22 protein-coding genes and 5 tRNA genes are annotated in these 24983 nt (G+C 44.3%); 18 read left to right on the forward strand and 9 right to left on the reverse strand.

Annotated elements, in window-relative coordinates:
* Positions 1–6 precede the first annotated feature (6 nt).
* Positions 7–1089 carry an ethanolamine utilization protein EutH gene (locus tag E7588_04910; protein ID MBE6688604.1) on the forward strand — a complete coding sequence of 361 codons (1083 nt, stop codon included), beginning with the start codon at positions 7–9 and terminating at the stop codon, positions 1087–1089.
* A 28-nt stretch (positions 1090–1117) separates the two neighbouring features.
* Here E7588_04910 and E7588_04915 read toward each other — a convergent pair whose 3' ends face one another.
* Entirely contained in the window at positions 1118–1918 is an 801-nt protein-coding gene (locus E7588_04915; GenBank protein ID MBE6688605.1) for an SGNH/GDSL hydrolase family protein, read from the reverse strand.
* A gap of 215 nt (positions 1919–2133) precedes the next feature.
* Here E7588_04915 and E7588_04920 point away from each other — a divergent pair, with 215 nt between their 5' ends.
* Genes E7588_04920 through E7588_04945 form a run of 6 tightly spaced genes read left to right on the forward strand, consistent with a single transcriptional unit; the run spans position 2134 to position 7945 of the window.
* A complete protein-coding gene (locus tag E7588_04920) occupies positions 2134–3300 on the forward strand; it encodes a phosphoribosylformylglycinamidine cyclo-ligase (protein MBE6688606.1) in 1167 nt (388 codons plus the stop codon).
* A 15-nt stretch (positions 3301–3315) separates the two neighbouring features.
* On the forward strand, positions 3316–4254 hold the full coding sequence (locus tag E7588_04925; protein ID MBE6688607.1) for a ribokinase: 939 nt from the start codon (positions 3316–3318) through the stop codon (positions 4252–4254).
* 13 nt (positions 4255–4267) lie between these two features.
* Positions 4268–5521, forward strand: coding sequence for a hypothetical protein (locus E7588_04930; GenBank protein MBE6688608.1), 1254 nt, complete (start codon positions 4268–4270; stop codon positions 5519–5521).
* A complete protein-coding gene (locus E7588_04935; protein MBE6688609.1) occupies positions 5518–6030 on the forward strand; it encodes a YqeG family HAD IIIA-type phosphatase in 513 nt (170 codons plus the stop codon). Before E7588_04930 ends, E7588_04935 begins: the two co-directional genes overlap by 4 nt.
* A complete protein-coding gene (locus E7588_04940) occupies positions 6020–6880 on the forward strand; it encodes an endonuclease IV (GenBank protein ID MBE6688610.1) in 861 nt (286 codons plus the stop codon). Before E7588_04935 ends, E7588_04940 begins: the two co-directional genes overlap by 11 nt.
* The gene (locus tag E7588_04945) at positions 6881–7945 is read left to right on the forward strand and encodes an aminopeptidase P family protein (protein MBE6688611.1); all 1065 of its coding nucleotides are present in this window, start codon (positions 6881–6883) and stop codon (positions 7943–7945) included. It abuts the gene before it with no gap.
* 46 nt (positions 7946–7991) lie between these two features.
* Here E7588_04945 and E7588_04950 read toward each other — a convergent pair whose 3' ends face one another.
* The 8 genes from E7588_04950 to E7588_04985 all read right to left on the reverse strand — a co-directional run bounded on the left by E7588_04950 (position 7992) and on the right by E7588_04985 (position 11169).
* A complete protein-coding gene (locus E7588_04950; GenBank protein ID MBE6688612.1) occupies positions 7992–8654 on the reverse strand; it encodes a hemolysin III family protein in 663 nt (220 codons plus the stop codon).
* A gap of 14 nt (positions 8655–8668) precedes the next feature.
* On the reverse strand, positions 8669–9907 hold the full coding sequence (locus E7588_04955) for a Gfo/Idh/MocA family oxidoreductase (protein ID MBE6688613.1): 1239 nt from the start codon (positions 9905–9907) through the stop codon (positions 8669–8671).
* A gap of 348 nt (positions 9908–10255) precedes the next feature.
* A tRNA-Glu gene (locus E7588_04960) sits at positions 10256–10327 on the reverse strand.
* Positions 10328–10334: 7 nt separating this feature from the next.
* A tRNA-Met gene (locus tag E7588_04965) sits at positions 10335–10408 on the reverse strand.
* Positions 10409–10515: 107 nt separating this feature from the next.
* A tRNA-His gene (locus E7588_04970) sits at positions 10516–10589 on the reverse strand.
* Positions 10590–10599: 10 nt separating this feature from the next.
* Positions 10600–10673: transfer RNA gene (locus E7588_04975), tRNA-Arg, on the reverse strand.
* A 6-nt stretch (positions 10674–10679) separates the two neighbouring features.
* Positions 10680–10750 (reverse strand) — tRNA-Gly (locus E7588_04980).
* A 74-nt stretch (positions 10751–10824) separates the two neighbouring features.
* Positions 10825–11169, reverse strand: coding sequence for an RNHCP domain-containing protein (locus E7588_04985; protein MBE6688614.1), 345 nt, complete (start codon positions 11167–11169; stop codon positions 10825–10827).
* A gap of 93 nt (positions 11170–11262) precedes the next feature.
* On the opposite strand from E7588_04985, the gene E7588_04990 reads away from it, so the two are divergent.
* The 11 genes from E7588_04990 to E7588_05040 all read left to right on the forward strand — a co-directional run bounded on the left by E7588_04990 (position 11263) and on the right by E7588_05040 (position 24273).
* A complete protein-coding gene (locus E7588_04990) occupies positions 11263–12249 on the forward strand; it encodes an acyl-CoA reductase (protein ID MBE6688615.1) in 987 nt (328 codons plus the stop codon).
* 10 nt (positions 12250–12259) lie between these two features.
* Entirely contained in the window at positions 12260–15169 is a 2910-nt protein-coding gene (locus tag E7588_04995; GenBank protein ID MBE6688616.1) for a hypothetical protein, read from the forward strand.
* 336 nt (positions 15170–15505) lie between these two features.
* Positions 15506–16516, forward strand: a complete 1011-nt coding sequence (aroF, locus tag E7588_05000) for a 3-deoxy-7-phosphoheptulonate synthase (protein ID MBE6688617.1) — start codon at positions 15506–15508, stop codon at positions 16514–16516.
* Positions 16517–16534: 18 nt separating this feature from the next.
* A complete protein-coding gene (locus E7588_05005; protein ID MBE6688618.1) occupies positions 16535–17380 on the forward strand; it encodes a prephenate dehydrogenase in 846 nt (281 codons plus the stop codon).
* Positions 17311–18459, forward strand: coding sequence for a 3-dehydroquinate synthase (gene aroB, locus E7588_05010; GenBank protein MBE6688619.1), 1149 nt, complete (start codon positions 17311–17313; stop codon positions 18457–18459). The genes E7588_05005 and aroB overlap by 70 nt, the downstream gene beginning before the upstream one ends.
* Before the next feature lie 2 nt (positions 18460–18461).
* Entirely contained in the window at positions 18462–19727 is a 1266-nt protein-coding gene (aroA, locus tag E7588_05015) for a 3-phosphoshikimate 1-carboxyvinyltransferase (GenBank protein MBE6688620.1), read from the forward strand.
* Positions 19728–20801: a chorismate synthase gene (aroC, locus tag E7588_05020; protein MBE6688621.1), complete on the forward strand. Its 1074-nt coding sequence runs from the start codon at positions 19728–19730 to the stop codon at positions 20799–20801. It begins immediately after the preceding gene.
* A gap of 10 nt (positions 20802–20811) precedes the next feature.
* On the forward strand, positions 20812–21951 hold the full coding sequence (locus E7588_05025; protein ID MBE6688622.1) for a bifunctional chorismate mutase/prephenate dehydratase: 1140 nt from the start codon (positions 20812–20814) through the stop codon (positions 21949–21951).
* A complete protein-coding gene (locus tag E7588_05030; GenBank protein ID MBE6688623.1) occupies positions 21948–23177 on the forward strand; it encodes an AAA family ATPase in 1230 nt (409 codons plus the stop codon). Before E7588_05025 ends, E7588_05030 begins: the two co-directional genes overlap by 4 nt.
* A complete protein-coding gene (gene aroQ, locus E7588_05035; GenBank protein ID MBE6688624.1) occupies positions 23174–23602 on the forward strand; it encodes a type II 3-dehydroquinate dehydratase in 429 nt (142 codons plus the stop codon). The genes E7588_05030 and aroQ overlap by 4 nt, the downstream gene beginning before the upstream one ends.
* A gap of 14 nt (positions 23603–23616) precedes the next feature.
* Entirely contained in the window at positions 23617–24273 is a 657-nt protein-coding gene (locus E7588_05040) for a nucleotidyltransferase domain-containing protein (GenBank protein ID MBE6688625.1), read from the forward strand.
* The last annotated feature ends 710 nt before the right edge of the window (positions 24274–24983 follow it).

Raw genomic sequence — 24983 nt, forward strand, 5'->3', positions numbered from 1 at the left:
GAGAATATGAATTACATATCATTAGTAATGGCTGTCTTCGCCGTTATTGCGGCAATTGACAGAATTTTCGGTAACCGCTTGAAGTTGGGCTTGGAATTTGAACGCGGGCTTATGATGCTCGGACCGTTGGCTCTTTCCATGATAGGAATGATTGTTATTTCTCCTCTCATTTCGCACGTGTTACAGCCTTTTCTCGGTTTTATCTCAGAACATGTTCCCGTAGACCCGTCTTCTGTGATTGCCATAATCTTTGCCAACGACATGGGCGGAGCACATCTTTGCGTCGAGATGGCAAATGATGCAAAAATCGGGCTTTTAAATGCAATGGTGGTTTCAGCTATGATGGGAGCTACTGTGTCGTACACCATCCCGGTTTCGCTGGGAATGGTAAAAAAAGAACAGCATCGCGAAATGACCATCGGGCTTTTGTGCGGTATTGTGACAATTCCCATAGGGTGCTTTGCCGGCGGAATTATGCAAGGAATACCATTTATCCCGCTTTTGATTAACCTATTGCCTCTTATAATTGTTTCAGCGTTGATAGCAATAGGTCTTATAAAAATCCCCGATACGTGCGTAAGAATTTTCAACGTGTTCGGTGTTTTCATAAAAATACTCATAACCGCAGGGCTGGCGGCAGGAATTTTTGAAATGCTTACGGGCATAACACTTATACCGTACACTGCACCGATTTCAGAAGGTGCCGACATTGTATTCAACGCAGCAGTAGTCATGACGGGAGCTTTCCCCATGATAAAAATACTTTCTGCCCTGCTTTCAAAACCTCTTTCTTTTCTGGCGAAAAAAGCACATATCAATGAAACATCTGCGACCGGCATCGTATCCTCCATGGCGTCCAGTCTGATAACCTTTGATTTGATAAAGGATATGGACAGAAAAGGCGTTGTACTCAATGCGGCATTTGCCGTATCCGGTGCTTTCACCTTTGCGGGACATCTGGCATTCACTCTGGCATTTGAAGCAAGTTATCTGCCGTGTGTTATAACAAGCAAGCTGATAGCAGGCTTTACAGCAGTGGTTATCGCCTTTCCCGTTTATAAAATAATTTATAAAGACAAAGGCATATAAAAAAGTTCCCGTTAACCCGGGAACTTTTTTATATGTCAATTGTATTTTTGTAGGGTGTGCCGATAAATCCCACTTGTTTGAAATCTTGCATGTTATGACGGATTATGTAATCGATGTATGACACCACCATTTTGGCTGTGAAGATATAGCCCGTCGGAGTCATATGTCCCCCGAGATAGAAATTCTTGCGGAATTCTTCGTCATACACGGGTGCATATTCACGTATATCAAGCACATATGTATTTGAAAAGCATTTTGCCATTTCATACATCAGCTTACGTTGGGCATCACCTTTAGGGCGCCATTCCTCATCCTTTCGGGTGTCGTAAGGGAAGGTCATAAGGAAAAATTTTGCATCCGGCTGAATTTCCTTATAACGCTGAATTATTTTTGCATAGTACCCAGCATATGTAGCACCGTTTTTATTGTAATCCTCAAAGCAGACATCCGACATGGAGCCGATTTCCTGATTCTGACCATAAAGGTCATTGACTCCAAGTGCAATTATATAAGCTTGAGCCGCCTTATCGGAATCCCAGAAGCCTTGGGACCCGGCAAAACTTTCACAGTAAGCCTTGGCGCTCATTCCGCCCTTTGAAAAATTATACACCTTGCATCCTGCCATGCGCGCAATATACTGTCCCCAGGAATAATCGTAAATGTCATGGTATGCCTTCGTTCCGTCCTCACGGGTAGACTCAAATTCACCTGAAGAAAGGCTGTCGCCTACGCAAGCAATGGTGCGAAAAATCCCGCAGTAACCGCCGTCGGTAACTATTCTGTCGAGAGGCTTCTCTCCCGAAACGGGAAGAAATTGAGACATATCCATATATCATTCTCCTTATATCAGTTCTTACGTACCGATTATACATCAAACCGCAAGAAATGTCAATTCTTTTTTGATATCAATTACTCTTACCGCTTGAAAAAAGTAAATCAAAATATAAAATATCGAAGCCAGCTATTGACTTGAACGCCGATTTGCTGTATAATGTATATAATTATATATTCTATTCCAATACTATTTTTCAAAGGGGTATCAATATGTCTGATGCATATATCACACTTGGCGCATCCGCAACAAAAAGCGAAGTACATAAAGCTATAAAAAAGCAAGATAAAGGCGTTTTTCCGGGTGCATTCTGCAAGCTGTGCGAGGACGTGGCAGGCGACAGCAATTATTGCTCCGTCATGCACGCGGACGGCGCAGGTACAAAATCCTCGCTGGCGTATATTTACTATAAAGAAACAGGAGATATGTCCGTATTCGCGGGAATCGCGCAGGATTCCACCGTTATGAATCTGGATGACCTTCTGTGCGTCGGAATTACGGACAACTTCATAATGAGCAATACCATCGGCAGAAACGCTCACCGCATAAGCGGAGATATAATTGCCGCTGTTATAGACGGATATTCTTCTTTTGTTGAGAAAATGAAGGATTTCGGAGTTAATATCACCATGTCCGGCGGTGAAACCGCTGACGTGGGAGACCTTGTTTCCACACTCATTGTAGACTCAACATTCTTTGCACGTGTACCTAAAAACAAGGTTATCGATTGCGCTAACATAAAGCCCGGTAACGTTATTCTGGCACTCGCCTCATCGGGTAAAGCAACATATGAGGATGAATATAACTCGGGTATTTCTTCAAACGGTCTTACAGGTGCAAGACATCTCGTGCTTTCAAGCGTTTACCGTGACAAGTATCCCGAAAGCTTTTCATCAACAATCGAGGCAGGCAAAGCTTACAGCGGAAAATCGCTTCTCACCGACAAGTTGCCCGGAACGGATATTACCGTGGGCAAGGCATTGCTTTCCCCCACCAGAACCTACGCACCCATACTCAAGGAGCTGCTTGACGATAAAGATGCAAAGGTTTCGGGTCTTATCCACTGCACCGGCGGTGCACAGGCCAAATGCAAGAATTTCGGTTCGGGTCTGAGATACGTAAAGGACAATCTTTTTGACACTCCCCCGTTGTTCAGACTCATCGCGGAAAATGCCAACATCGGTGAAAAAGAAATGTACAATGTTTTCAATATGGGACATCGCATGGAAATATACTGCGATGAAGCCACCGCTGACAAGGCTGCCGCAATCGCCGCAAAATACAATGTGGAAGCAAGAAAAATAGGTTATGTAGAAGCTTCACCAAACGGCGAAAACACCGTAATTCTCAAAAAAGACGGCAAAGAATTCGTTTATTGATTAAGGAGAGGTATTATGACAAAACCTCGTATTTTGTGCGTCGGAAGCGCTAACATGGACCTTGTCATGAAGATGGAACGTGTTCCCGAACGCGGAGAAACGCTCATAACAACCCGCGACTATGAATTCGTTCCCGGCGGAAAAGGTGCAAATGCCGCAGTTGCCGCCGCCAGACTCGGTGCGGATACACTGTTTTGCACTCGCGTGGGCGATGATGCAAACGGAAAAGTTCTAAAGGACATGTACGTTAAAGAAGGTATTTCTCCGCGCTTTATAGGTGTTGACAAAAACAACGGCACGGGGCTTGCAGGAATTTTTCTTGAAAGTGACGGAACGAACCGCATCGTGGTCTATCCCGGTGCAAACAATGCACTCAACACTGAAGATCTGGAAGAAGCGTTCATATCTTATCCCGACGCTCTTCTCATGCAGTTTGAAATACCCGAAAGTACCATCATCAGAGCATGCCGTATGGCAGCAGAACGCGGTGTAAAGGTATTTATAGACGCGGGACCCGCAAGAGCAGACTTCCCCCTCAAAGATCTGGGACGTCTTGAAATATTTTCTCCCAACGAGACTGAAACACTGGCGTACACGGGTATATCACCCGACACCATGTCCGCAACCATGCATGCAACAGTCAAGCTTTCGGTAATGGTAAACGCAAAGTACATAGTTCTTAAGCTGGGAAGCCGTGGGGCATATGTTTATGACGGAGTAAATGCGGACATAATACCATCTTACGACGTATGTGCCGTTGATACCACCGCCGCAGGCGATGCATTCACCTCGGCACTTACCTACGAATATCTGAAAACAAACGATATAATACATTCCATAAAATTTGCCAATGCAGTCGGGGCACTGACAGTCACCCGCATGGGCGCTTCCTCTTCCCTGCCCACATACGATGAAGTAATGAATTTTGTTAAAATAAAACAGATACAGTTATAAGGAGAGTTTTATCATGTTGAACGAAGGTAAACTCATTTTTGGAGCATATACCCCTTTTATCTATGATTTTGACACAATCGAACAGCAAGCAAAGGATATGGCTGACGCCGGTATAAACTTTGCAGTACTGGAGCATAAGTTTGATGACTTTACAGCAGAACAGAAAAGAGCGGTTTTTGATATTCTCGGCAAGTACAATATTGACGGTGTATACTTTGACCAGGATATTATGAAGCGCGTTGAAGTACTCGGAAGCGACGCTGCACAGATGTTTGATGCCCCCAAAGCAGAAAACGCTAATTTTTACAAAGACAGCAAAGGCTTCGGCGGTCATATGTTTGTAGACGAGCCCGGAACAGAGCATTTTCCCGAGCTTGGTAAAACCGTTGCGGCATATCAGAAGATGTTCCCCGGAAAATGCCCTTATATCAATCTTCTTCCCATGTATGCAAACCGTGCTCAGCTGACCGGCGGTGCATGGATGTCCAAAATAGAGTATTTCGATACTTCTTCCGCGACTTTCCAGAAATATCTTGATGAATATGTAAAATATGTCCCCACCGACTATATCTGCACTGATATTTATCCCTGCCATGTGGACGGTGAAGGCAACCGCGTTACCTACAACAACTATGTCAAGAGCATCGAAATAACCGCAGACACTGCCAAAAAGGCTGGCAAGGATTTCTGGTGCTGCATACAGACAGCTACTTGGTCGAGCAATATCCGTGTGCCCAATGAGTCTGATTACAGATGGCAGGTATACACTCTGTTGTCATACGGTGTAAAGGCATTTATTTACTACATTTATGCACAACGTCCCAAGCACTTTGGCATGTGTGTGAACGAAGACCTTTCCAAAAACGAAATGTATAACATTTCCAAGCGTGTAACCTCCGAATTAAAGAGATTTGAGGATGTATACCTCAAGTACGAGAATCTGGGTGCATATTCCCATAATTACAGCGAGGCTGTGCCCTATTTGAGAATGGACAATCCCTACAATGGTGAATCTCCCGTAAAGGAAATAATTTGCGATGACCCTCTGCTTGTAGGTGTTTTCAAGGAGAAAAAGGGTAATTCCAAGGCATTTACTTTGGTTAACATGAGCGAACTTGCCAAGGACAAGACTGTAAATGCAAAGCTTAAGATAAACGGCAAGGTCACTGCATATTACGCAGGTATCCCCTGCACAATATATCCTATCGACGGATACTACAACTTCACACTTACCACCGGTGATGGTATTTTTGTGACGGTGGAATGATGAATCTTTTTTATCCCGACTATTATTTTGATAATATTTATCAGGCAACACCTCAGCTTTTTATGGAAAATGGAATTAAGGGTATAATATTTGATATCGACAATACTCTTGCGCCGTACGAAATGGCGTTGCCGGACGAAAAGCTTACGGCGTATCTTAATTCGCTGACAGAATGCGGAATAAAGATTGCGTTTGTTTCAAACAATCACAAAGAACGTGTGGATACCTTTAATATTTTCGGTTGCTACGGCGCGCACGATGCGGGGAAACCCGCACGCCGCGCCGTAAGACTTGCAATGCAACATATGGGAACAGATGAAACTAATACTGCCCTGTGCGGAGACCAGATATTTACCGACATTTTCGCAGGAAAACGTCTCGGGCTTCTGTGCATTCTGGTAAATCCGATAAAGGACAAAACTACACTTTTTTTCAAAACAAAAAGAATGCTCGAAAAACCTATTTTGAAAAGTTATCTGAAAAAACGGAGTGACAAAAATGGGCGCTAAATTCGGTCCCGGCGGAAATTCTGTAGAATTTGCCGCGGCAAAGCTAAAAAAATCAAGTGATATTCCAAAATGGGTTCACGATTACGGTCTTGATGCCTATGAATATGAAGCAGGCAGAGGTGTAAGCGGTTCAATGGAAAGCTTTATGCGCCTGGGCGAAGAAGCACGAAAATACGGCATTTCTCTTTCGCTGCACGCACCCTACTATATTTCACTTTCAGGTGTGGAAAAGGAAACAAGGCTTAAAAGCGTGGATTACATTGTTAAAAGTCTTGAGGCTGCATATGCCATGGGGGCTTCCATTATTGTGGTACACACGGGAAGTGCGGGAAAAATAAGCCGTGAGCAAGCTGTTGCACTGGCGTCTGACACACTGGAGCATGTGATTGACGTTGTTCAATATACACCCTTCAAGGATATTTCCATTGGTTTGGAAACAATGGGAAAGAAAAATCAGCTTGGCACTCTCAGCGAGGTCATAAGCCTTTGCAAAATAGATAAAATCTTCCGTCCCGTTGTTGATTTCGGTCACATCAACGCATTTACTCTGGGCGAAGCATTCAAAAACCGTGATGACTATAAGCGCATTTTCAGTGATATTGCAGAGGGATTGGGCGATGAATATGCCAACACACTGCACTGCCATTTTTCAAAAATACAGTATACCGATGGCGGTGAAAAAAAGCATCTTGACCTGGATGACACAGTTTACGGTCCTCCCTTTGAACCGCTGATGGAAGCAATTCACGAATTAAAACTGTCCCCTACTATAATCAGCGAATCCTGCGATTATATGGACAGGGACGCTTTGAGAATGAAGAACTATTACAACAGTTTGGGTGAAATCTGAATGAACAATATACAAAAATTTCTCTCTCAGCTGTCCTGCGCCGCGATTATACAGAATCCGAAAAACCGCCGTTATCTTACAGGTTTTTCTTCCTCCGACGGAGTTTTACTGATTTGTGAAAAACCGTATCTTCTGCTTGATTTCAGATATGCGGAGTCGGCGCGTATAAAAAAACAGCAAGGAATAATTCCCGCTGAAATCGAAATAATCTGTCCCGAAAGAAGCTTCTTCACCGAGGTTTTACAAATTATGCAAAAGTGTGACTGTAAAACGTTGGCATTTGAAGAAAACTACGTCACTTTCAAGGCGTACAAGGATATGTGCAAGGCTCTTGACGGCATACACCTCATTCCGCTTGAAAATGCCGTCGAAAAGCTTCGTCAGATAAAGAGCGAAGATGAGCTGAAAAAAATAAAAGCGGCACAGGAAATCACCGACAGTGCCTTTGAGCACATTCTTGGTTTCATTTCTCGAGACCGTACCGAAACAGAAATTGCCGCAGAAATTGACCACTATTTTCGACAAAACGGTGCTTTTACGGCGTTTGATACTATTTGTGTAAGTGGCGCGAAAAGCTCCTTGCCTCATGGTGTACCCGAAAACATTCCCATTACTCCAAACGGGTTTCTGACCATGGACTTCGGAGCATGTCTTGATGGATACTGCTCAGACATGACAAGAACCGTGGTCGTAGGCAAAGCGGACGAAAAAATGAAAAGCGTATACAGCACCGTACTTGAGGCTCAGGACGCCGCATTAAGTGTTATACATGGCGGTATTATAGGCAAAGAGGCTGATTCTGCCGCGCGTGATGTCATTTACAATGCAGGCTACAAGGGATGTTTCGGTCATTCGCTGGGGCATTCCTTGGGGCTTGATATACACGAGTCCCCCAACTTTTCACCAAAAAACGAATTTCCCGTTCCGTCGGGCTCCGTTTTAAGCGTAGAACCCGGTATTTACATCGAGGGCTTGTATGGTGTGCGTATCGAGGATATAGTATATCTCACGGACGAGGGCTGCATCAATCTTACACGAAGCACAAAAAAGCTGATAGAGCTATAAAAATCAAACGCGGCAATGCTTGTTGCATTGCCGCGTTATTTTTTTATTATTTTATAGGCAAAACGTAGAAAAGTATCATAAAGTAATGAAGAATACTTCCCGCTATAACAAACATATGCCATACCGCATGCATATATTTCACTTTCAGGCTAAAGAAAATTATACCTGCCGTATATGCAACACCGCCGCCTACAAGCATCCAAAAACCGACAGGATGCATTATTCTGAAAAGCGGAACTATTGCGATTATAGCTACCCATCCGGACGCCACATATGCTATCATGGAAAACTTTTCGTACTTTTCAAGTCCTACGGCATTAAGAGTAATTCCCAGTGCAGCCGCTCCCCATACGATACCGAACAGTACCCATCCGAGTGCTCCTCGAAGCACAACCAGTGTCATAGGAGTGTACGTTCCCGCGATGAGCAGGAAAATCGTAGAGTGATCCAGTATGCGGAACACCTTTTTAGTGGTTCGGTGGGTAAGCGCGTGATAAAGAGTAGATGTTGTATACGTTATTATAAGCGAGGCTCCGTATATAGCGGCAGAAACCACACACCATGCATCGCCGTATATAGCGGCAAAAACTATAGCTATAACACAGCCCGCAATGGAAAGTGCAGCACCAAGGCCGTGTGAAATTGAATTGCACAGCTCCTCACCCAACGTGTACGACGGAATTTTTACGGGAATTTTTTCTTTTGCCATTTTATTCTCCTTTATTATTTGAACAGAGATTCATCAACCTCTTCAAGGCAGTACTTACCCTTATCGTATGCTTCGCGCTTGATCCACTTACCATTGGTAAAGTCGGGAATAGCGACAGGGGCGCTGCCAAGTGCAATTGATTCCTCGGACAAGCAGGTAACAGCCATCCATGCAGCCATATCGTAAACGTCAATAGGCGGCTTTTTGCCGGATTTTATGCTTTCGACAAATGCCCTGAGTACCAGCCAGTCCATACCGCCGTGACCGCCTTTTACGCCGTCATTTTCAAATTCGGTCCAAAGGGGATGGCAATATTTTTCGTAAACAGTGTCAAACACTTCCCATTTATGAGCCTCGGGGCTGACACCGTCAAAATAAATACCATTGCAGTCCTCGCTCCAGATACCCTTTGTTCCCTGAAGAACGTTAGCACGTGAATAAGGTCTTGGCAGAGAGGTATCATGGGTGAGCAGAATAGTTTCACCGTTAGCACATTTAATCATGGTCTGAACGATATCGCCCTGGTTGAATACGCGATTGGTAATAACATCGTCATCAGTTCTGTTAGTTTTTGCCCATTCAACTATACCGCGACTCTTGGAAGCCATAGCTGTGAGAGAAATCATGCGATTTCCGCGGTTAATATTGAGATTTTTTGCGATAGGACCGAGCTCATGGGTAGGATAAAGTTCACCGTTACGCGCGGTATATTCGCCCTGACGGTAATGACGGTTTCTGTCACCTAAGCCGATTTCTTCTCTAAGGTCATGACGATATCCGCCTTCTGCATGGATAAGCTCTCCGAAAAGGCCTTTTTTAACCATGTTGAGCACTGCCATTTCTTTTTTGCCGTAGCAGCAATTCTCAAGAAGCATACAGGGAACTCCGGTCTTTTCATGGGTACGTACCAGCTCCCACAGCTGATTGATAGAGTAAGCGCCGCCAACCTCGGATGCAACCGCAATACCGGCATTCATGGCATCAATACAAATGTCAACATGAGCAACCCATGCGGAAGGAGTAATCACCGCATCAATTCCCTTGATTGCAAGTATATCGTGATAATCCTTAGATGCTACCGGTTCCTTGCCGTATTTATCAATGACTTTCTGCTTTGCGGATTCCATGCGGTCCTCATAAAGATCGCACACGCCGACTACTTTTACGTCCTCCATCTCAAGAAGAAGATTAAGCAAACCGCTTCCTCGTCCGCTGTGACCTATAAAACCTACGTTCAATTTTCTTTTTGCCATTACTCTTTACCATCCTAAAATATAAGATTTATCCGAGATGATTCACAGTAAACCGGTTTTGAAAACCAGTTCTTAAAGTTTCTTTAACTATGATATCATATGATTAAAGAAAATTCAAGAGATAAATTGTGAATATGCAAATTCTCCGATTGATTTTATTATAACTAATTTTATTTAAATGTCAATGGATTTATCGGACATACATGGACAAATCGAATTTCAAATCTCGTTTTTTGTCCAATTATACAAGTCACGGCATAGACATTTCGATTATATGCAATTCTTAAGATTTTCATAAGCATGTCAGAATCAAAACATAAAAAAAGCACTCCGCATGAAGTGCTTTTATGACCCGTAGGAGAATCGAACTCCTGATACCGCCGTGAAAGGGCGGTGTCTTAACCGCTTGACCAACGGGCCTTATAAATAGCGGAAGTGGGATTTGAACCTACGACCTATCGGGTATGAACCGAGTGCTCTAGCCAGCTGAGCTATTCCGCCATATTATTTACTGGGTTAGCCGAGTGACTGACAACCGCGTTCTTTTGCGAATTTATTATATCACAAAAAACTCAGTTTGTCAATACATTTTTTAAAAAAAATTGACGGGTGGATAATCGGATTCGAACCGACGGCCTCCAGGGCCACAACCTGGCGCTCTAACCAACTGAGCTATATCCACCATAAATAAACGTGCCAAGAGGGACTCGAACCCCCGACCTACTGCTTAGAAGGCAGTTGCTCTATCCAGCTGAGCTATTGGCACAAACAAAGCGGGTGATGGGAATCGAACCCACGCATTCAGCTTGGAAGGCTGACATTCTACCATTGAATAACACCCGCAAATAAGCGGTTCTCAAAAACCGCTTGAATATAATAACACATTTTTAGAAAAAAGTCAATAGTTTTCCGAAAAATTATTTATTTTTTTTGAAAATTTCCGGATTGGTCAGCTTTATAAGCAGATTGTTGTCATCCGGCACCTCAGTTTTGCCAAGCGCGGCAATATTTCTGACCATTTCACCGCATTTTTTGCATTTAAAAACAATTATAAATCCTTTTTTCGGATCCGGCAATGTCTGCACCGGCACGAGCAATCCGCCACACTCATTCAGTCGGTCTCCCGGGTTTATATCGACGTGCTTGGAGTGGAGACAGTACGGGCAGTGATTTCTGGAGGTATAACCCAAGGGCGGAACCTCCCTGCCGCAGTTTTCACATATAAATCCGTCGTCGTTCTTTGAAAAGCGTTTTGTTTGCATAACTCCCCCACAGAAAATAATATGTATATTATACTATAAATCTCAAAAAAAGTCAACCTTTTTTCTGTTTTCTATTGACAATAATCATATTTGATGTTAAAATTTAATTGTCAATTAATGTTTTATGAGGAGAACGTTATGTATTATCTTGGTATAGACGGCGGCGGCACAAAAACAGCCTTTGTTTTGTGTGACGACCGCGGAAATATTATCTCAACCCACCGTGCAGGTTCATGCTATTTTTCGGCAATAGGTGAAAAAGCTGTTTTTGATATGCTTCGTGAGGGTTTTGACACGTGCACCAAGGGAATAGCTTCCGAAAACGTGTCTGCCTACTGCGGAATGCCGCAGATCGGAGAATTGGAAAGTGTAGATATCGGTGTTGAAAATATTAAGAAGAATATCGGTTTTGAAATCAATTTCGGCAACGATGTTTTATGTGCCTCGGCCGGTTCTCTGATGTTCCGTCCCGGCATACATCTTATAGCCGGAACAGGCTCCAACGCCGTAGGTACCGACAAAAACGGAAATTCGGTACGTGCCGGCGGATGGGGCTGCGAAATACAAGGTGATGAAGCAAGTGCGTATTACATAGCAATGGAAATGTTCCACGAATTCACCAAGCAGTCAGATCACAGACATCCCAGAACCATATTGTACGAAGCAATACGCAACAAATTCAGCTTGGACAGTGACTTTGATATTTGCAGATACCTTATTGAAGACATAAAAATGGAACGCGATATCATTGCATCCTACGCTGTGATGGCAAGCGAGCTCTACAAATCGGGCGACACTGCGATAAAAAGAATTTTCGAAAATGCCGCGGATGAATTGTGTCAGATTGCCTGTGCTATAAACTCACAGCTTGATTTCGGTGCATGTGCCGAGGTGTCCTATTCCGGCGGAGTTTTCAAGTCGGGTGAGGCAATTCTGGCACCGCTCGAAAAAAAGCTCAGCGAAAACGGTATGAAGCTGTGTGCACCTTTGGCCGACCCCGTAATCGGCTCGGTACTGTTGGCAGCGCGTACAAAGGGTGAAACCAATCTCGAGGTAATGAAACAAAATCTCAAAAAATAAGGAGCACAAAATGGATTTAATCAAACAATTGAACGGAAACCTTACCGAATATCAAAGCATACCCTTCTGGAGCTGGAATGACAAACTTAAGCCGGAAGAGTTACGCCGTCAAATACGTCAGATGAAAGAAGCCGGCATAGGCGGATTTTTCATGCACGCACGCGGAGGATTGCAGACAGAGTATCTTGGCGAAGATTGGTTTGAATGCATCGGCGCATGCATAGACGAGGCAAAAAAGCAGGGAATGGATGCATGGTGTTACGATGAAAACGGCTGGCCAAGCGGTTTTGCGGGAATGAAGCTTCTCGAAAACAAGGATAACTGGGAGCATTATGTGACCTGCGATAAAAAGCCTGCATTCGACAATGAAGCAATGTATGTATACATATTGAAAGACAACAAGCTTATCCGAGTAACCGAAAACTGCGGTGCTGAGGAATACATTTGTGTTTACGACAAACTGAATTCTTCTGTTGTCGATATACTCAATCCCGAAGTTGTACAAAAGTTCATTGACGAAACACACGAAAAGTACTATGCACGTTTTAAAGAAGAATTTGGCAACGCCATGGTGGGATTCTTTACCGACGAGCCTCAGTTCTTCCGTTGGGACACAGCTTACACTCCGATGCTTATTCAGGCATTCAAGGATGAATACAACTATGATATTGCAGACGGTATGGCATATCTCTTTGTGGACTGTGACGGTGCATATGAGTTCCGTTTCCGTTACTGGAGACTGATGAACAAGCTGTTCACCAACAACTTTATAAAGCGGATTTACGACTGGTGCGAGGAGCACAACTGCAAAATAACAGGTCATGCCGTTCAAGAGACTTGCTTCCACGGTCAAATGTGGTGCTGTGCCGGTGTTATGCCATTTTACGAATACGAGCATATACCCGGTATTGACTGGTTGGGCAGAGATATAGCAGATGAAGTGTCTCCCAGACAGGTTTCCTCCGTAGCTCAGCAACTCGGAAAAAAGCATGTACTTACCGAAACCTTTGCCTGCACGGGCTGGGACGTTCTTCCAAAAGAGCTTAAGTACATTGCGGAATGGCAGTATGTAAACGGTGTAAACCAGACCTGTCAGCACCTTATGCCCTACTCCATCCGCGGTCAGCGCAAACGCGACTATCCCCATCATTTTTCCGAACATACCCCATGGTTCAGCGAATATCGCCATTTCAATGACTATTTCACACGTCTGGGTTATATGCTGTCAAACAGCAAGGAGCAGGTCAATGTAGCCGTTCTGCACACCCTGCACTCGGTTTACCTCACCTTCAAGCGCGGTAATGATTACGGCACTACCAAGGAATACAATGACCCGTTCGGAGCACTGGGTGAAAAGCTGGGTGCAGCTCACATTCTGCACCATTATATCGACGAGCTTCTTCTTGAAAAACACGGCTCGGTATCTGACGGAAAGCTAAAAATGGGACTTTGCGAATACGACACGGTTGTCATTCCCAAAGCACTGGGGCTTGACTCCAGCACCGCAAAGCTTCTCAAGGAGTTTATAGCGCAGGGCGGTAAGATATATATTGCCGACCAAAAGCCTCAGTACATTGACGGTGTACCTGCCGATATGGACTGGCTGGAATCCAACATAACCTACGAACAGCTTATAAATCCCGATTACAAGGTGGACAAGCACGACACCGCAGTGCGCGCCACCTACCGTAAGAGTGATTTCGGTGACTTCATCTTTACTGTAAATCTTGATACAAAGAGTGACGCAGACCTCACCTACACAGTTAAAGCAGGCGGTGCAAAGCTGTTTGACGCACAGACAATGGAATACAAGCCCGTTTATTTTGAGAAGAACGGAGAATATATAAATATTCCCTTGCATTTCACCACAGCTCAATCCTATATAATAATGCTGGATAACAACGCTGTAAGTGCCGTAAAGCCAACACAGAAAAAGGCGGTAATGACACTTGACAAGAGCTTCAAAATCAAAAAACGCACCAACAACAGTCTCACTCTGGACTACGTTGCAATTTCCTATGACAACGTGAATTTTGATGAGCCCATGCCGGTAATGGCGGCGTCCTGGCGTCTTCTCACCGAGCGCAAGCAACGTACTGTATACTTAAAATACAAATTTGATGTACGCGAAATGCCGGGCAAAATATTTGTTGAAGCGGAAGATGTAAAGTACAAGAATGTATGGATAAACAATCGCTCCATAGTTCTTGACAAGCAGGGCGAAATAGACCGTAGCTTCATCACGGCAAATATAGAAAACTATGTAAAGCCCGGTATAAACGAAATAGTGTTTGAGATTGACTACTATCAGTCAGAGCATGTATATTATGTAATGTTCGACTGCAAAGAGGGCACCGAATCACTACGCAACTGTCTCACCTTCGATACCGACATTGAAGCGATTTACATCCGCGGTGACTTTACAGTCAAGGCTGACTGTGAAATTACCGACGGTACAAAAGCGACAAAATTTGCCGAGAATTTCTACATTGCTTCCCCAAATTATTCGCTGGACGCTTCCTATATTCCAACCGAAGGCTATCCGTTCTTCGCAGGCGAAATAACGCTGGAAAAGACTTTTGTCACTGATGAAGAATCACTTGAATTAGAGTTGGACGGACGTTTTGCTTTCTGCGAAGTGATACTAAACGGCAATACTGTCAAAAATCTGATGTTTGACAACACCTGCGACCTTACAGGTTATCTCAGAAAAGGCGAAAACGTGCTCACGCTCCGTCTTATTAACGGTAACAGAAACCTCCTCGGACCTTTCCATGTTAAAAGCGATCCCGAGCCTTACGGCGTAGGTCCCGGAACTTTTGACCGTTATTACACCTGGAATGGCTCACAATCACCAAACTATCGTGATAATTATTCGTTTGTCAAATTCGGTATTGATTCTATCAAGCTTTTTAAATAAACGATTCCGCAGGCAGTTTGATTGTGAGCATTGCACAAATCGCACTTGAACGTAATATGATTATTTGTTACAATTTCGACATTGACATAATTGCAACTGTGTAGTATAATAGACCCATGGATATTATGAAAGGCTGTTTCGGTAAAATGAAAAACTTTATGTTTGCATACGAATATTTTTACTTTTACTTTTACTTTACCTTGAAAAATAAAGTGAAAGCAATTCGTGCTGCAATCATTTGAGTAACAGCCTTAGTCAATATCAAGTTGATATTTAAGGGGTTCGCAGTATAAATTGCTGCGAACCCCTTGTATTTTTATTGCAGGAGAGTAAATCATGATAGTAGTACTTAAAAACAATACACCCCCGGAACAGGAAGAAAACCTTATCAGATGGTTTGAAAATCAGGATATAAAAGTTCATATATCAAAGGGCGAGTACAACACGGTACTGGGGCTTATAGGCGACGCCAGCAAGGTAGACACCGACCTTATTGAAGGGCTTGAGATTGTACAAAGTGTAACACGCATCACTGAGCCATTCAAAAAAGCAAACAGAAAATTTCACCCCGATGACAGTGTTATAGACTGCGGAGGAATTAAAATCGGCGGCGGTAATTTCCAGTTCATTGCGGGTCCATGCTCCGTGGAATCGCCCGAGCAGATAAGCGGTATCGCACGTGATGTTCACAAGGCAGGTGCAAAGCTTCTCAGGGGAGGTGCATTCAAGCCCCGCACTTCGCCTTACGATTTCCAGGGTCTTAAAGCTGAAGGCATTGAGCTTCTTTTGCACGCAAAAAAAGAAACAGGCATGCCGATAGTAACCGAAATAATGAACGCAAATCACCTTTCGCTGTTTGAAGAAGTGGACGTCATACAGGTTGGTGCACGCAACATGCAGAATTTCGAGCTTTTAAAAGAGCTTGGCAAAACAAACAAACCCATCCTTTTGAAAAGAGGTCTTGCCAACACTCTCAAGGAGCTTCTCATGAGTGCGGAATACATCATGGCGGGCGGTAACGAAAACATTATTCTGTGCGAACGTGGTATACGCACTTTTGAGACCTACACACGAAATACACTCGATCTTTCCGCAGTACCCATGCTCCGCCAGCTTACCCATCTGCCGATTGTAATCGACCCCAGCCATGCATGCGGTGTTTCAAAGCTTGTAGCTCCCATGGCACTTGCGGCGGCTGCTTGCGGTGCGGACGGCCTTATGATAGAGGTGCACAACGACCCGAAGAATGCACTTTGTGACGGTCCTCAGGCGCTTACGCCCGAGCAGTTCTCCCAGCTTGCACAGCGTGTTCTTGACGTACGGAATGTGGTAGAAGCTTATTACTGATAAAACGGAGTGAACATCATGAATATAGCAATCATCGGTCTGGGGCTTATCGGCGGTTCTCTCGCCAAAGCTTTTGTCAGGGCGGGACATACGGTATACGCTTCAGATATAAATAATGCGGTTGAGGATGCCGCCATTATGCACGGAGCCTGTCACGGAAAATGCGATGGGCATATAGGTGAATGCGACATGGTTTTTGTGGCTCTTTACCCGGAAGCAACCGTAGAATACATCGCCGACCACTCGGCAGAATTCAAAAAAGGCAGTATTGTTGTAGACACCTGCGGTGTAAAGCAGTCGGTATGTGACAAATGCTTTGAAACGGCACAAAAAAACGGTTTTCACTTTATAGGCGGTCACCCCATGGCGGGAAAACAGTTTTCGGGCTTTAAGTATTCCGATGCAGATCTTTTTGACGGAGCAACCATGATAATCGTACCCAAGCATTACGAGGATATGGCAATCATCGGGAAACTGCATGATGTACTCAAAGAAATAGGCTTTAAGTCCGTCACTACAACCACAGCTGTCGAGCATGACCGCATGATAGCCTTCACCTCACAGCTGGCTCACATTGTATCCAATGCTTATGTCAAAAGCCCAACAGCCGAAAAGCACCACAATTTCTCAGCAGGAAGCTACCGCGATCTTACCCGCGTTGCAAAACTTAATGAAAATATGTGGAGTGAGCTTTTTGACCTTAACAGAGATGCACTGGTATTTGAGCTGGACAGCATCATAAAATCTCTGACCGAATATAAAGATGCCATTGCGGCAGGCAATCGCAGTGCGGTATGCGAGCTTTTACGCGACGGACGTCTGAAAAAGGAGGCTATCGACACCGAATGGCAGGAACGAAACTGAAAGAAATAAAAGTTGTCAATGCTTACAGTGTTTATATCGGAAACGGCATTCTGTCCATGGTCGGAAAAAAAGCCGCCGAGGCGGCAAAAAGCCGTAAGGCATTGGTGGTCACGGATGACAACATTCCAAAAGATTATATTAATACGGTTCGCAGTTCTCTCATAGCGGAGGGCTTTGATGTATGGGAATTCATTTTCCCGCACGGGGAGCGTTCCAAAAATATTTCCACCTATATTGAATTACAGAATTTTGCCGCACAAAAAAGGCTTTGCAGAAGTGATATAATGATTGCCTTGGGCGGAGGTGTTGTGGGTGACATTACGGGCTTTGCCGCCGCCACATACATGCGCGGTATCAATTACATTCAGGTGCCCACATCACTTCTGGCGGCTGTGGATTCCTCAGTCGGCGGAAAAACCGCAATTGATCTGGAGGCGGGCAAGAACCTTGTCGGGGCTTTTTACCGTCCATCTGCGGTAATATGCGATATATCTCTTCTCAAAACACTGCCTGATGAGTTTGTACGTGACGGAATGGCAGAGGTTATAAAATATGCTCACATACGGGAAGCAAAGCTTCTGGAAATTCTGGAAAACAGCGACGGGATTCTGCAAAGCATCAAAGACGGTACACAGTCTGAAAGAATAGCCGATATCATCGCACGCTGTGTTCAGCTTAAAGCTGACATAGTCAATGCAGACGAATTCGAGTCGGGTGAACGCGCTCTGCTCAATTTCGGTCATACAGCCGGCCATGCGGTGGAAGCGGTTTCGGATTTCGGCATTTCACACGGACACGCCGTGGCAATCGGAATGTGTGTGTTCGCGCGCGGAGCAGTAAATACCGGCTTATGTGATAAGTCGGTATGCGAAAGCATTATTTCGCTTAACGAAAAGTACGGGCTTCCCACCGATACAAGCTACTGTAACGAGGAGCTTTTCAACGCCGCCTTGTCAGATAAAAAGAGCGGTGGAAATTACATAAAAACAGTAATTCCGAACAAAAGAGCAAATTGTATCATCAAAAAAATGACTTATGATGAGCTTTACGAATTTTTGAAGTCGGGATTGGAGCACTGATTATGGATATTACACTTTCACCAAAAAATCTGTGCGGAAATATAACTGACATAATAGCATCAAAATCTCTCGCCCACCGTGCACTTATATGTGCCGCTTTTGCAGACAGCCCCACCGTTATTAAATGCAACTCATCATCAGATGACATTCGCGCAACGGTAGGTGTATTACGTTCCATAGGTGCTAAAATAGACATAGACGGAAATATTTATACTGTTACGCCTGTTTTTGATATTCCCCAATCACAGGTAAAAATCGATTTTGGCGAAAGCGGATCCACCATGAGATTTATGATTCCCGTACTGGGAGCGTTGGGCATCAATGCACAAATGATAACGCACGGCAGACTCACCACACGCCCCCTCTCCCCTCTGTACGAGGAGCTGGTGAAACACGGCATGGTGCTTTCGGAGCAAGGAAAATGTCCTCTTTACTGCCATGGCAGGTTAGAAGATAACAATTACACAATAAGCGGTAATGTCAGTTCACAGTTCATATCGGGCCTTATGTTCGCTCTTGCCGTAACAAACGGCGGTACAATAACCGTAAAGGGCAAGCTGGAATCCGCTTCGTATGTAGAGCTGACCATAGATATGCTCGAAAAATTCGGCGTTTCGGTTACTCAAAATGAAAACGTATTCACTGTCCATGATACATCGCTTACATCTCCAAAAGAAATATGCATAGAAGGCGACTGGTCAAACGCGGCTTTCTGGCTTTGCGCGGGAGCACTCAGTGAAAAAGGGGTTACGGTTTCTCCTATTTCATCGGACAGCATACAAGGTGACAAAGCAATTCTTGATGCTTTATGTGCCTTTGGTGCAGGTATATCGTACACCAAAACAGGAGTGTGTGTCAGAAAAAACAGACTCACCGCCTCTGACATTGATGCCTCCGATATTCCCGACCTTGTTCCCGTAATTTCGGTTGTTGCGGCAATGTGCAGCGGAACAACGGTTATAAACAATATTTCACGTTTGAGATACAAGGAAAGTGACAGAGTCGCCACTGTGCGTGAAATGCTGGGGAATCTGGGCATAAAAACGCAAGCTGATGAAAACACTCTTACCGTATTCGGCGGAAAAATACTGGGCGGAACAGTGGATTCACACAATGACCACCGTATTGCAATGTCAGCAGCCGTAGCAAGTTGTGTGTCACTCGGCGACATAACCATAACAAATGCACAGGCAGTATCAAAAAGCTATCCCGATTTTTTCGAACAGATTACCACTCTCGGTGCCGTTGTGCACAAAAAGGAGCAATAAATGAATACTTACGGAACAAAGCTCAAAATCAGTATATTTGGTCAATCGCATTCGGACGCCATAGGAGTATCAATAGACGGACTCCCCGCAGGATTCTCAATAGATACCAACGCTCTGGCGGCATTTACCGCACGGCGCGCCCCGGGTCAGGACAAGCTTTCCACAACGCGCAAGGAAGCCGATATTCCCGAAATAATATCCGGCATTGCCGACGGAAAAACTTGTGGTGCTCCGCTTTGTGCCATTATAAAAAACGGAGACTGCCGTTCAAGGGATTATGACAAATTAAAGAAAGTCCCCCGTCCGGGTCATGCAGATTATGCGGCATATATCAAATTCGGCGGATGCAACGACATTCGCGGAGGAGGTCAGTTTTCGGGCAGGCTTACGGCTCCGCTGTGTATCGCGGGCGGTATTGCTTTACAAATACTTGATTCCATGGGTATAAAAATAGCCGCTCATATATATGAAATTGCAGGTATCAAGGACACACCCTTTGACCCCGTCAATGTCTGCGGCAATGATTTCAGCCGTATCGGAAGCTTTCCCGTGCTGAATGGTGATGCAGGCGAAAAGATGGCTCAGGCTGTTCTGGAAGCGAAAAAGGACGGAGATTCGGTAGGCGGTATTATAGAATGCGCGGTCATCGGGTTGGAAGCAGGCTACGGCTCACCTATGTTTGAGGGTGTTGAAAATGTTATTTCGCAAGCTGTTTTTGCCATTCCCGCCGTCAAAGGAATTGAGTTTGGTGCCGGCTTTGAAGTCGCACGCATGCGCGGCTCACAAAACAACGACAGCTTTATAACCGACGGTGTAACGGTGCACACAAAAACCAACAACAGCGGCGGTATACTCGGCGGAATCACCACCGGTATGCCAATCATTTTCCGCGCCGCGTTCAAACCCACGCCCTCAATAGCGCTTCAGCAAAAAAGTGTTAATATGGAAGAATTGAATAATTGCAATCTGATTGTAGAAGGACGCCACGACCCATGTGTGGTCCCGCGTGCAGTTGTTGCGGTAGAAGCAGCAACCGCCGTTGCAGTTCTTGACATGATATTACAAGGAAAATAAGGAGTACAAAATGGATATTAAAGAATTGAGAAATGAAATTGACAATATAAACACTCAGTTTGTAGAACTGTATAAAAAAAGAATGGCCGTATCCGCTGAAATTGCAGATTACAAAAAACAGAACAATTTGCCTGTTTTCGACCCTCAAAGAGAGCGCGAGCTTCTTGTAAATGTATCCGATCAGGCAGGTGAAGAATTCGAGGCCGGTGTAAGAGTTTTGTTTTCCATGCTCATGGAGCTTTCGCGTTCTTATCAGAACCGCCGTATAGCAGCCCAGTCGCCTCTCGCGATTGAAATGAAAAACGCTTTGGAAAACACTCCCGCTCTGTTCCCCGAAAAAGCAGTAGTGGCATGCCAGGGAACCGAAGGAGCGAACTCCCAGGCGGCTTGCGAAAAACTGTTCGCATTACCCAACATCATGTACTTCAACAATTTTGAAAGTGTTTTTTCAGCAGTAGAAAGCGGTCTGTGCCGTTATGGTATTCTGCCGTTGGAAAACAGTACTGCAGGCTCTGTACGCCAGGTATATGACCTTATGATAAAGAAAAAATTCAGCATTGTACGCAGTGTACGTGTTCAAATTAATCATGTACTTCTGGCAAAGCCCGGTGTGAAATTGGAGGATATTACCGAAATAATTTCACACGAACAGGCAATCGCACAGTGCAGCGAATATATCAAGAGCAAAAATCTCACCGTAACTGAATGCGAAAATACCGCAACAGCTTCAAGAGCAGTTGCGCAGTCGGACAAAAAGAATGTTGCCGCAATAGCCTCGCGTTCCTGTGCCGAGCTTTACGGACTTAATATACTGGATTCCAATATTCAGAATAATGCCAATAACTACACTCGCTTTATCTGCATTTCAAATAAGCTTGAAATATATCCCGGTGCAGACCGTACATCCATGATGATGGTAACCTCACACAAGCCCGGTTCTCTATACCGTGTGCTTTCTCGTTTCTTCGCGTTGGGCGTAAACCTTACAAAGCTGGAAAGCCGTCCCATACCCGGACGCGACTTTGAATTCAGATTCTATTTTGACATTTCAGAGTCGGTATACTCCCCCGCCCTCACCCAGCTTATATGCGAATTGGAAAATGAGCTCGAAGAATTCTCGTATCTCGGAAGCTACTCCGAGGTGATATGATGCACTGCGGACTTTTAGGAGAAAAGCTGGCTCACAGCTTTTCTCCGCAGATACATTCACTTCTTGCGGATTACGAATACAAGCTCTACCCCATGCCAATCGAGCAAGTGGGCGATTTCATGAAGAACGGCACTTGGGATGCAATAAATGTTACTATCCCATACAAAGAAACAGTGATACCGTTTCTTGATACTATAAGTGATGAAGCTAAAAAAATAGGTTCGGTAAACACGGTAGTACGTGACAAAAAAGGGCTTTTGCACGGTCATAATACAGATTTTTATGGTTTTTCATATCTTGTGCGCTCCATGGGCTTTGAAATCGCGGGTAAAAAATGCATCATTCTGGGAAGCGGCGGTTCATGCAAAACGGTACGTTGTGTTCTGGAATCGCTGGGTGCTTCCGAAATAGTGATAATTTCAAGAAGCGGAGAAAACAATTACGATAACATACACCGCCACTACGATGCCCGTATCATTGTAAATACTACACCACTGGGTATGTACCCCAACGTAGGAGTTTCACCCGTAAAGCTTTGCAATTTCACCGAATGCGAGGGTGTTATCGACCTTATATACAATCCTGCACTTACGGCATTGCTTATTGAAGCCGAAAAACTTGGTATAAAGCACTCAAACGGGCTTGCCATGCTGGTTGCACAGGCTAAAAAAGCATGTGAAATATTCCGCGGAGCAACACTTGACGACAGCATTATCGAAACCGTACTTTCGAGGCTTCGCATGCAGATGCTTAATATTGTACTTATCGGTATGCCGGGTTGCGGAAAAACCACAGTAGGCAGAATACTTGCAGAAAAGCTTGGACGCGAGTTGTGCGACACCGATGAAGAAATCAAAAAAGGTGGCAAAACACCTGCCGAAATTATTGTTTCGCAAGGAGAGGATGCTTTCAGACAAAAAGAAAGCGAGGTAGTTTCGCTCATCGGAAAATGCAGTGAAAAAATCATTGCCACAGGCGGCGGGGTTGTAACACGCAGGGAGAACTATATTCCACTGCATCAGAACGGAAAGATAGTTTTCATTGACCGCTCACCATCGCTTTTAACCTCGGAGGACAGACCTCTTTCTCAAGCCTGCGGTGTCCGCAAGCTGTACAATGACCGTCTGCCGCTGTACAAAGAATTTGCCGACGCAGTGGTCGTCAGTGATGGTAGTGCCGATGAAACGGCTGAAAAAATACTAAATGCACTGGAGAAATTGATATGAAAAAAATACTGGTTATAAACGGTCCCAATCTTAATATGTTGGGCATACGAGAACCTGACTTGTACGGGAAACAGGATTTCAAGGCACTCTGCAAATATATCAAAGCATGTGCTAAAGAGATTGGATGCAAGGTTCGTCTTTACCAATCAAACCACGAAGGCGACCTGGTCACTGCCATACAGAAATCGTACGGAAAAATGGACGGCATTGTTATAAACCCCGGTGCATACACTCACACGAGTGTAGCACTTCTCGATGCCGTAAAAGCGTGCGGAGTTCCTACCGTGGAAGTTCACCTGACAGATATATCCGCCCGCGAAGAATTCAGACAGATTTCATATATAAGTGCTGCCTGTGAAACGCGTTTCGCAGGATTGGGCTTTACAGGATACAAAAAGGCGCTGGAATTTTTGTGCGAGCGGTAAAACAGGAGCTATAAATGATTGAGATAAATCCATGGATAAACACCTTTTTAAAAGCGCTGAACGAAACATTTAACGAACGCGCGTGGTTTGTAGGGTTGCAGGGAAGCTATGCACGTGGCGAAGAAACCGAAACAAGCGATATTGACACAGTGGTAATACTCGATACGCTGTCCGCACATGATATAGAAATCTACGACACCATGCTTGACACACTTCCGCACCGAGAAATGATTTGCGGTTTTCTGTGCGGAAAAAGCGAGCTTATCAATTGGGAACCCTCTGACCTTTTTCAATTTTATCACGATACAAAACCCATAAAAGGAGCCTTGGATGAAATATTCGCACTGCTTGATACCAATGCCGTCAGCAGAGCAATAAAAATCGGGGCATGCAATATTTTTCACGGCTGTGTACATAATATGCTGTACGAAAAAAGTGAAGAAGCTCTGAAATCTTTATACAAATCCGCCTCATTTGTCATACAGGCGGTTCACTTCAGACAAACGGGAAAATACATCAATCAGCAGAAGCATCTGATTGATGCCGTTCCACCTGATGACCGCGAGATACTGAATATATTTTCATGCTTAAAAAGTGGCGGAGCAGTAGATTTCAATAAAATGTCCGATGCATTGTTTGAATGGTCAAAAAACAAAATCGACGAGCGCTAAACAGCAACCGCTCCAAAAAATAAGCTCTTGACAATTGCAAAAAAATGTGCTATAATAACACATCGTTGAGCTTTCGGCGATGTGTTTTACTACGGGTCGGCGTTTAACATTTAATGAAACGCATTGAAGCAGTCATGATGTAACTCACATGAAAGTATATCGGTCAATCAGAGCTGTTGTAGCTGACAACCCGCTTAAATCAAGTGTTTTTTATAAAATTTTAATATCGTTTTTTCTCTTTTCCAAAGATTTTCAAGCTTTGGGAAAGAGTAAGAATACAAGGAGAGGTATCGAAGCGGTCATAACGGGGCTGACTCGAAAGCTTCTACGTCTAACGGAACTCTTACAGCCTGAAACCCTTGATTTTATGCGGTTTCTGTAATTTTATTTTTAACTTATTTTTGCTTGTTTTGCCCTGATATTTGCCTTAAATATCAATTTTGCCAAAATCGTCAGGGCTTACAATAAAACAATTTCATATCTGGAGAAGTATCGAAGTGGTCATAACGGGGCGCACTCGAAATGTAGTGAAGTTAGAGGAAGTCCCAACTGCTCCAAACCCTTATTTTACAGGGCTTTTATAAAAATTTAATATCGTTGTTTTTAGCTGTTCCCAAAGGTTGTTCCCAAAGATTTGCAACCTTTGGAGAACTCTTAAACATATATGGAGTGGTATCGAAGTGGTCATAACGGGACTGACTCGAAATCAG

The sequence above is a fragment of the Oscillospiraceae bacterium genome, from assembly GCA_015065085.1.
Taxonomy (GTDB): domain Bacteria; phylum Bacillota; class Clostridia; order Oscillospirales; family SIG627; genus SIG627.

Excerpts from the sequence above, each read along its gene's own strand:
- E7588_04910 (MBE6688604.1), top strand. The coding sequence starts at position 7 with ATGAATTACATATCATTAGTAATGGCTGTCTTCGCCGTTATTGCGGCA.
- E7588_04915 (MBE6688605.1), bottom strand. The coding sequence starts at position 1,918 with ATGGATATGTCTCAATTTCTTCCCGTTTCGGGAGAGAAGCCTCTCGAC.
- E7588_04920 (MBE6688606.1), top strand. The coding sequence starts at position 2,134 with ATGTCTGATGCATATATCACACTTGGCGCATCCGCAACAAAAAGCGAA.
- E7588_04925 (MBE6688607.1), top strand. The coding sequence starts at position 3,316 with ATGACAAAACCTCGTATTTTGTGCGTCGGAAGCGCTAACATGGACCTT.
- E7588_04930 (MBE6688608.1), top strand. The coding sequence starts at position 4,268 with ATGTTGAACGAAGGTAAACTCATTTTTGGAGCATATACCCCTTTTATC.
- E7588_04935 (MBE6688609.1), top strand. The coding sequence starts at position 5,518 with ATGATGAATCTTTTTTATCCCGACTATTATTTTGATAATATTTATCAG.
- E7588_04940 (MBE6688610.1), top strand. The coding sequence starts at position 6,020 with ATGGGCGCTAAATTCGGTCCCGGCGGAAATTCTGTAGAATTTGCCGCG.
- E7588_04945 (MBE6688611.1), top strand. The coding sequence starts at position 6,881 with ATGAACAATATACAAAAATTTCTCTCTCAGCTGTCCTGCGCCGCGATT.
- E7588_04950 (MBE6688612.1), bottom strand. The coding sequence starts at position 8,654 with ATGGCAAAAGAAAAAATTCCCGTAAAAATTCCGTCGTACACGTTGGGT.
- E7588_04955 (MBE6688613.1), bottom strand. The coding sequence starts at position 9,907 with ATGGCAAAAAGAAAATTGAACGTAGGTTTTATAGGTCACAGCGGACGA.
- E7588_04985 (MBE6688614.1), bottom strand. The coding sequence starts at position 11,169 with ATGCAAACAAAACGCTTTTCAAAGAACGACGACGGATTTATATGTGAA.
- E7588_04990 (MBE6688615.1), top strand. The coding sequence starts at position 11,263 with ATGTTAAAATTTAATTGTCAATTAATGTTTTATGAGGAGAACGTTATG.
- E7588_04995 (MBE6688616.1), top strand. The coding sequence starts at position 12,260 with ATGGATTTAATCAAACAATTGAACGGAAACCTTACCGAATATCAAAGC.
- aroF (MBE6688617.1), top strand. The coding sequence starts at position 15,506 with ATGATAGTAGTACTTAAAAACAATACACCCCCGGAACAGGAAGAAAAC.
- E7588_05005 (MBE6688618.1), top strand. The coding sequence starts at position 16,535 with ATGAATATAGCAATCATCGGTCTGGGGCTTATCGGCGGTTCTCTCGCC.
- aroB (MBE6688619.1), top strand. The coding sequence starts at position 17,311 with ATGCGAGCTTTTACGCGACGGACGTCTGAAAAAGGAGGCTATCGACAC.
- aroA (MBE6688620.1), top strand. The coding sequence starts at position 18,462 with ATGGATATTACACTTTCACCAAAAAATCTGTGCGGAAATATAACTGAC.
- aroC (MBE6688621.1), top strand. The coding sequence starts at position 19,728 with ATGAATACTTACGGAACAAAGCTCAAAATCAGTATATTTGGTCAATCG.
- E7588_05025 (MBE6688622.1), top strand. The coding sequence starts at position 20,812 with ATGGATATTAAAGAATTGAGAAATGAAATTGACAATATAAACACTCAG.
- E7588_05030 (MBE6688623.1), top strand. The coding sequence starts at position 21,948 with ATGATGCACTGCGGACTTTTAGGAGAAAAGCTGGCTCACAGCTTTTCT.
- aroQ (MBE6688624.1), top strand. The coding sequence starts at position 23,174 with ATGAAAAAAATACTGGTTATAAACGGTCCCAATCTTAATATGTTGGGC.
- E7588_05040 (MBE6688625.1), top strand. The coding sequence starts at position 23,617 with ATGATTGAGATAAATCCATGGATAAACACCTTTTTAAAAGCGCTGAAC.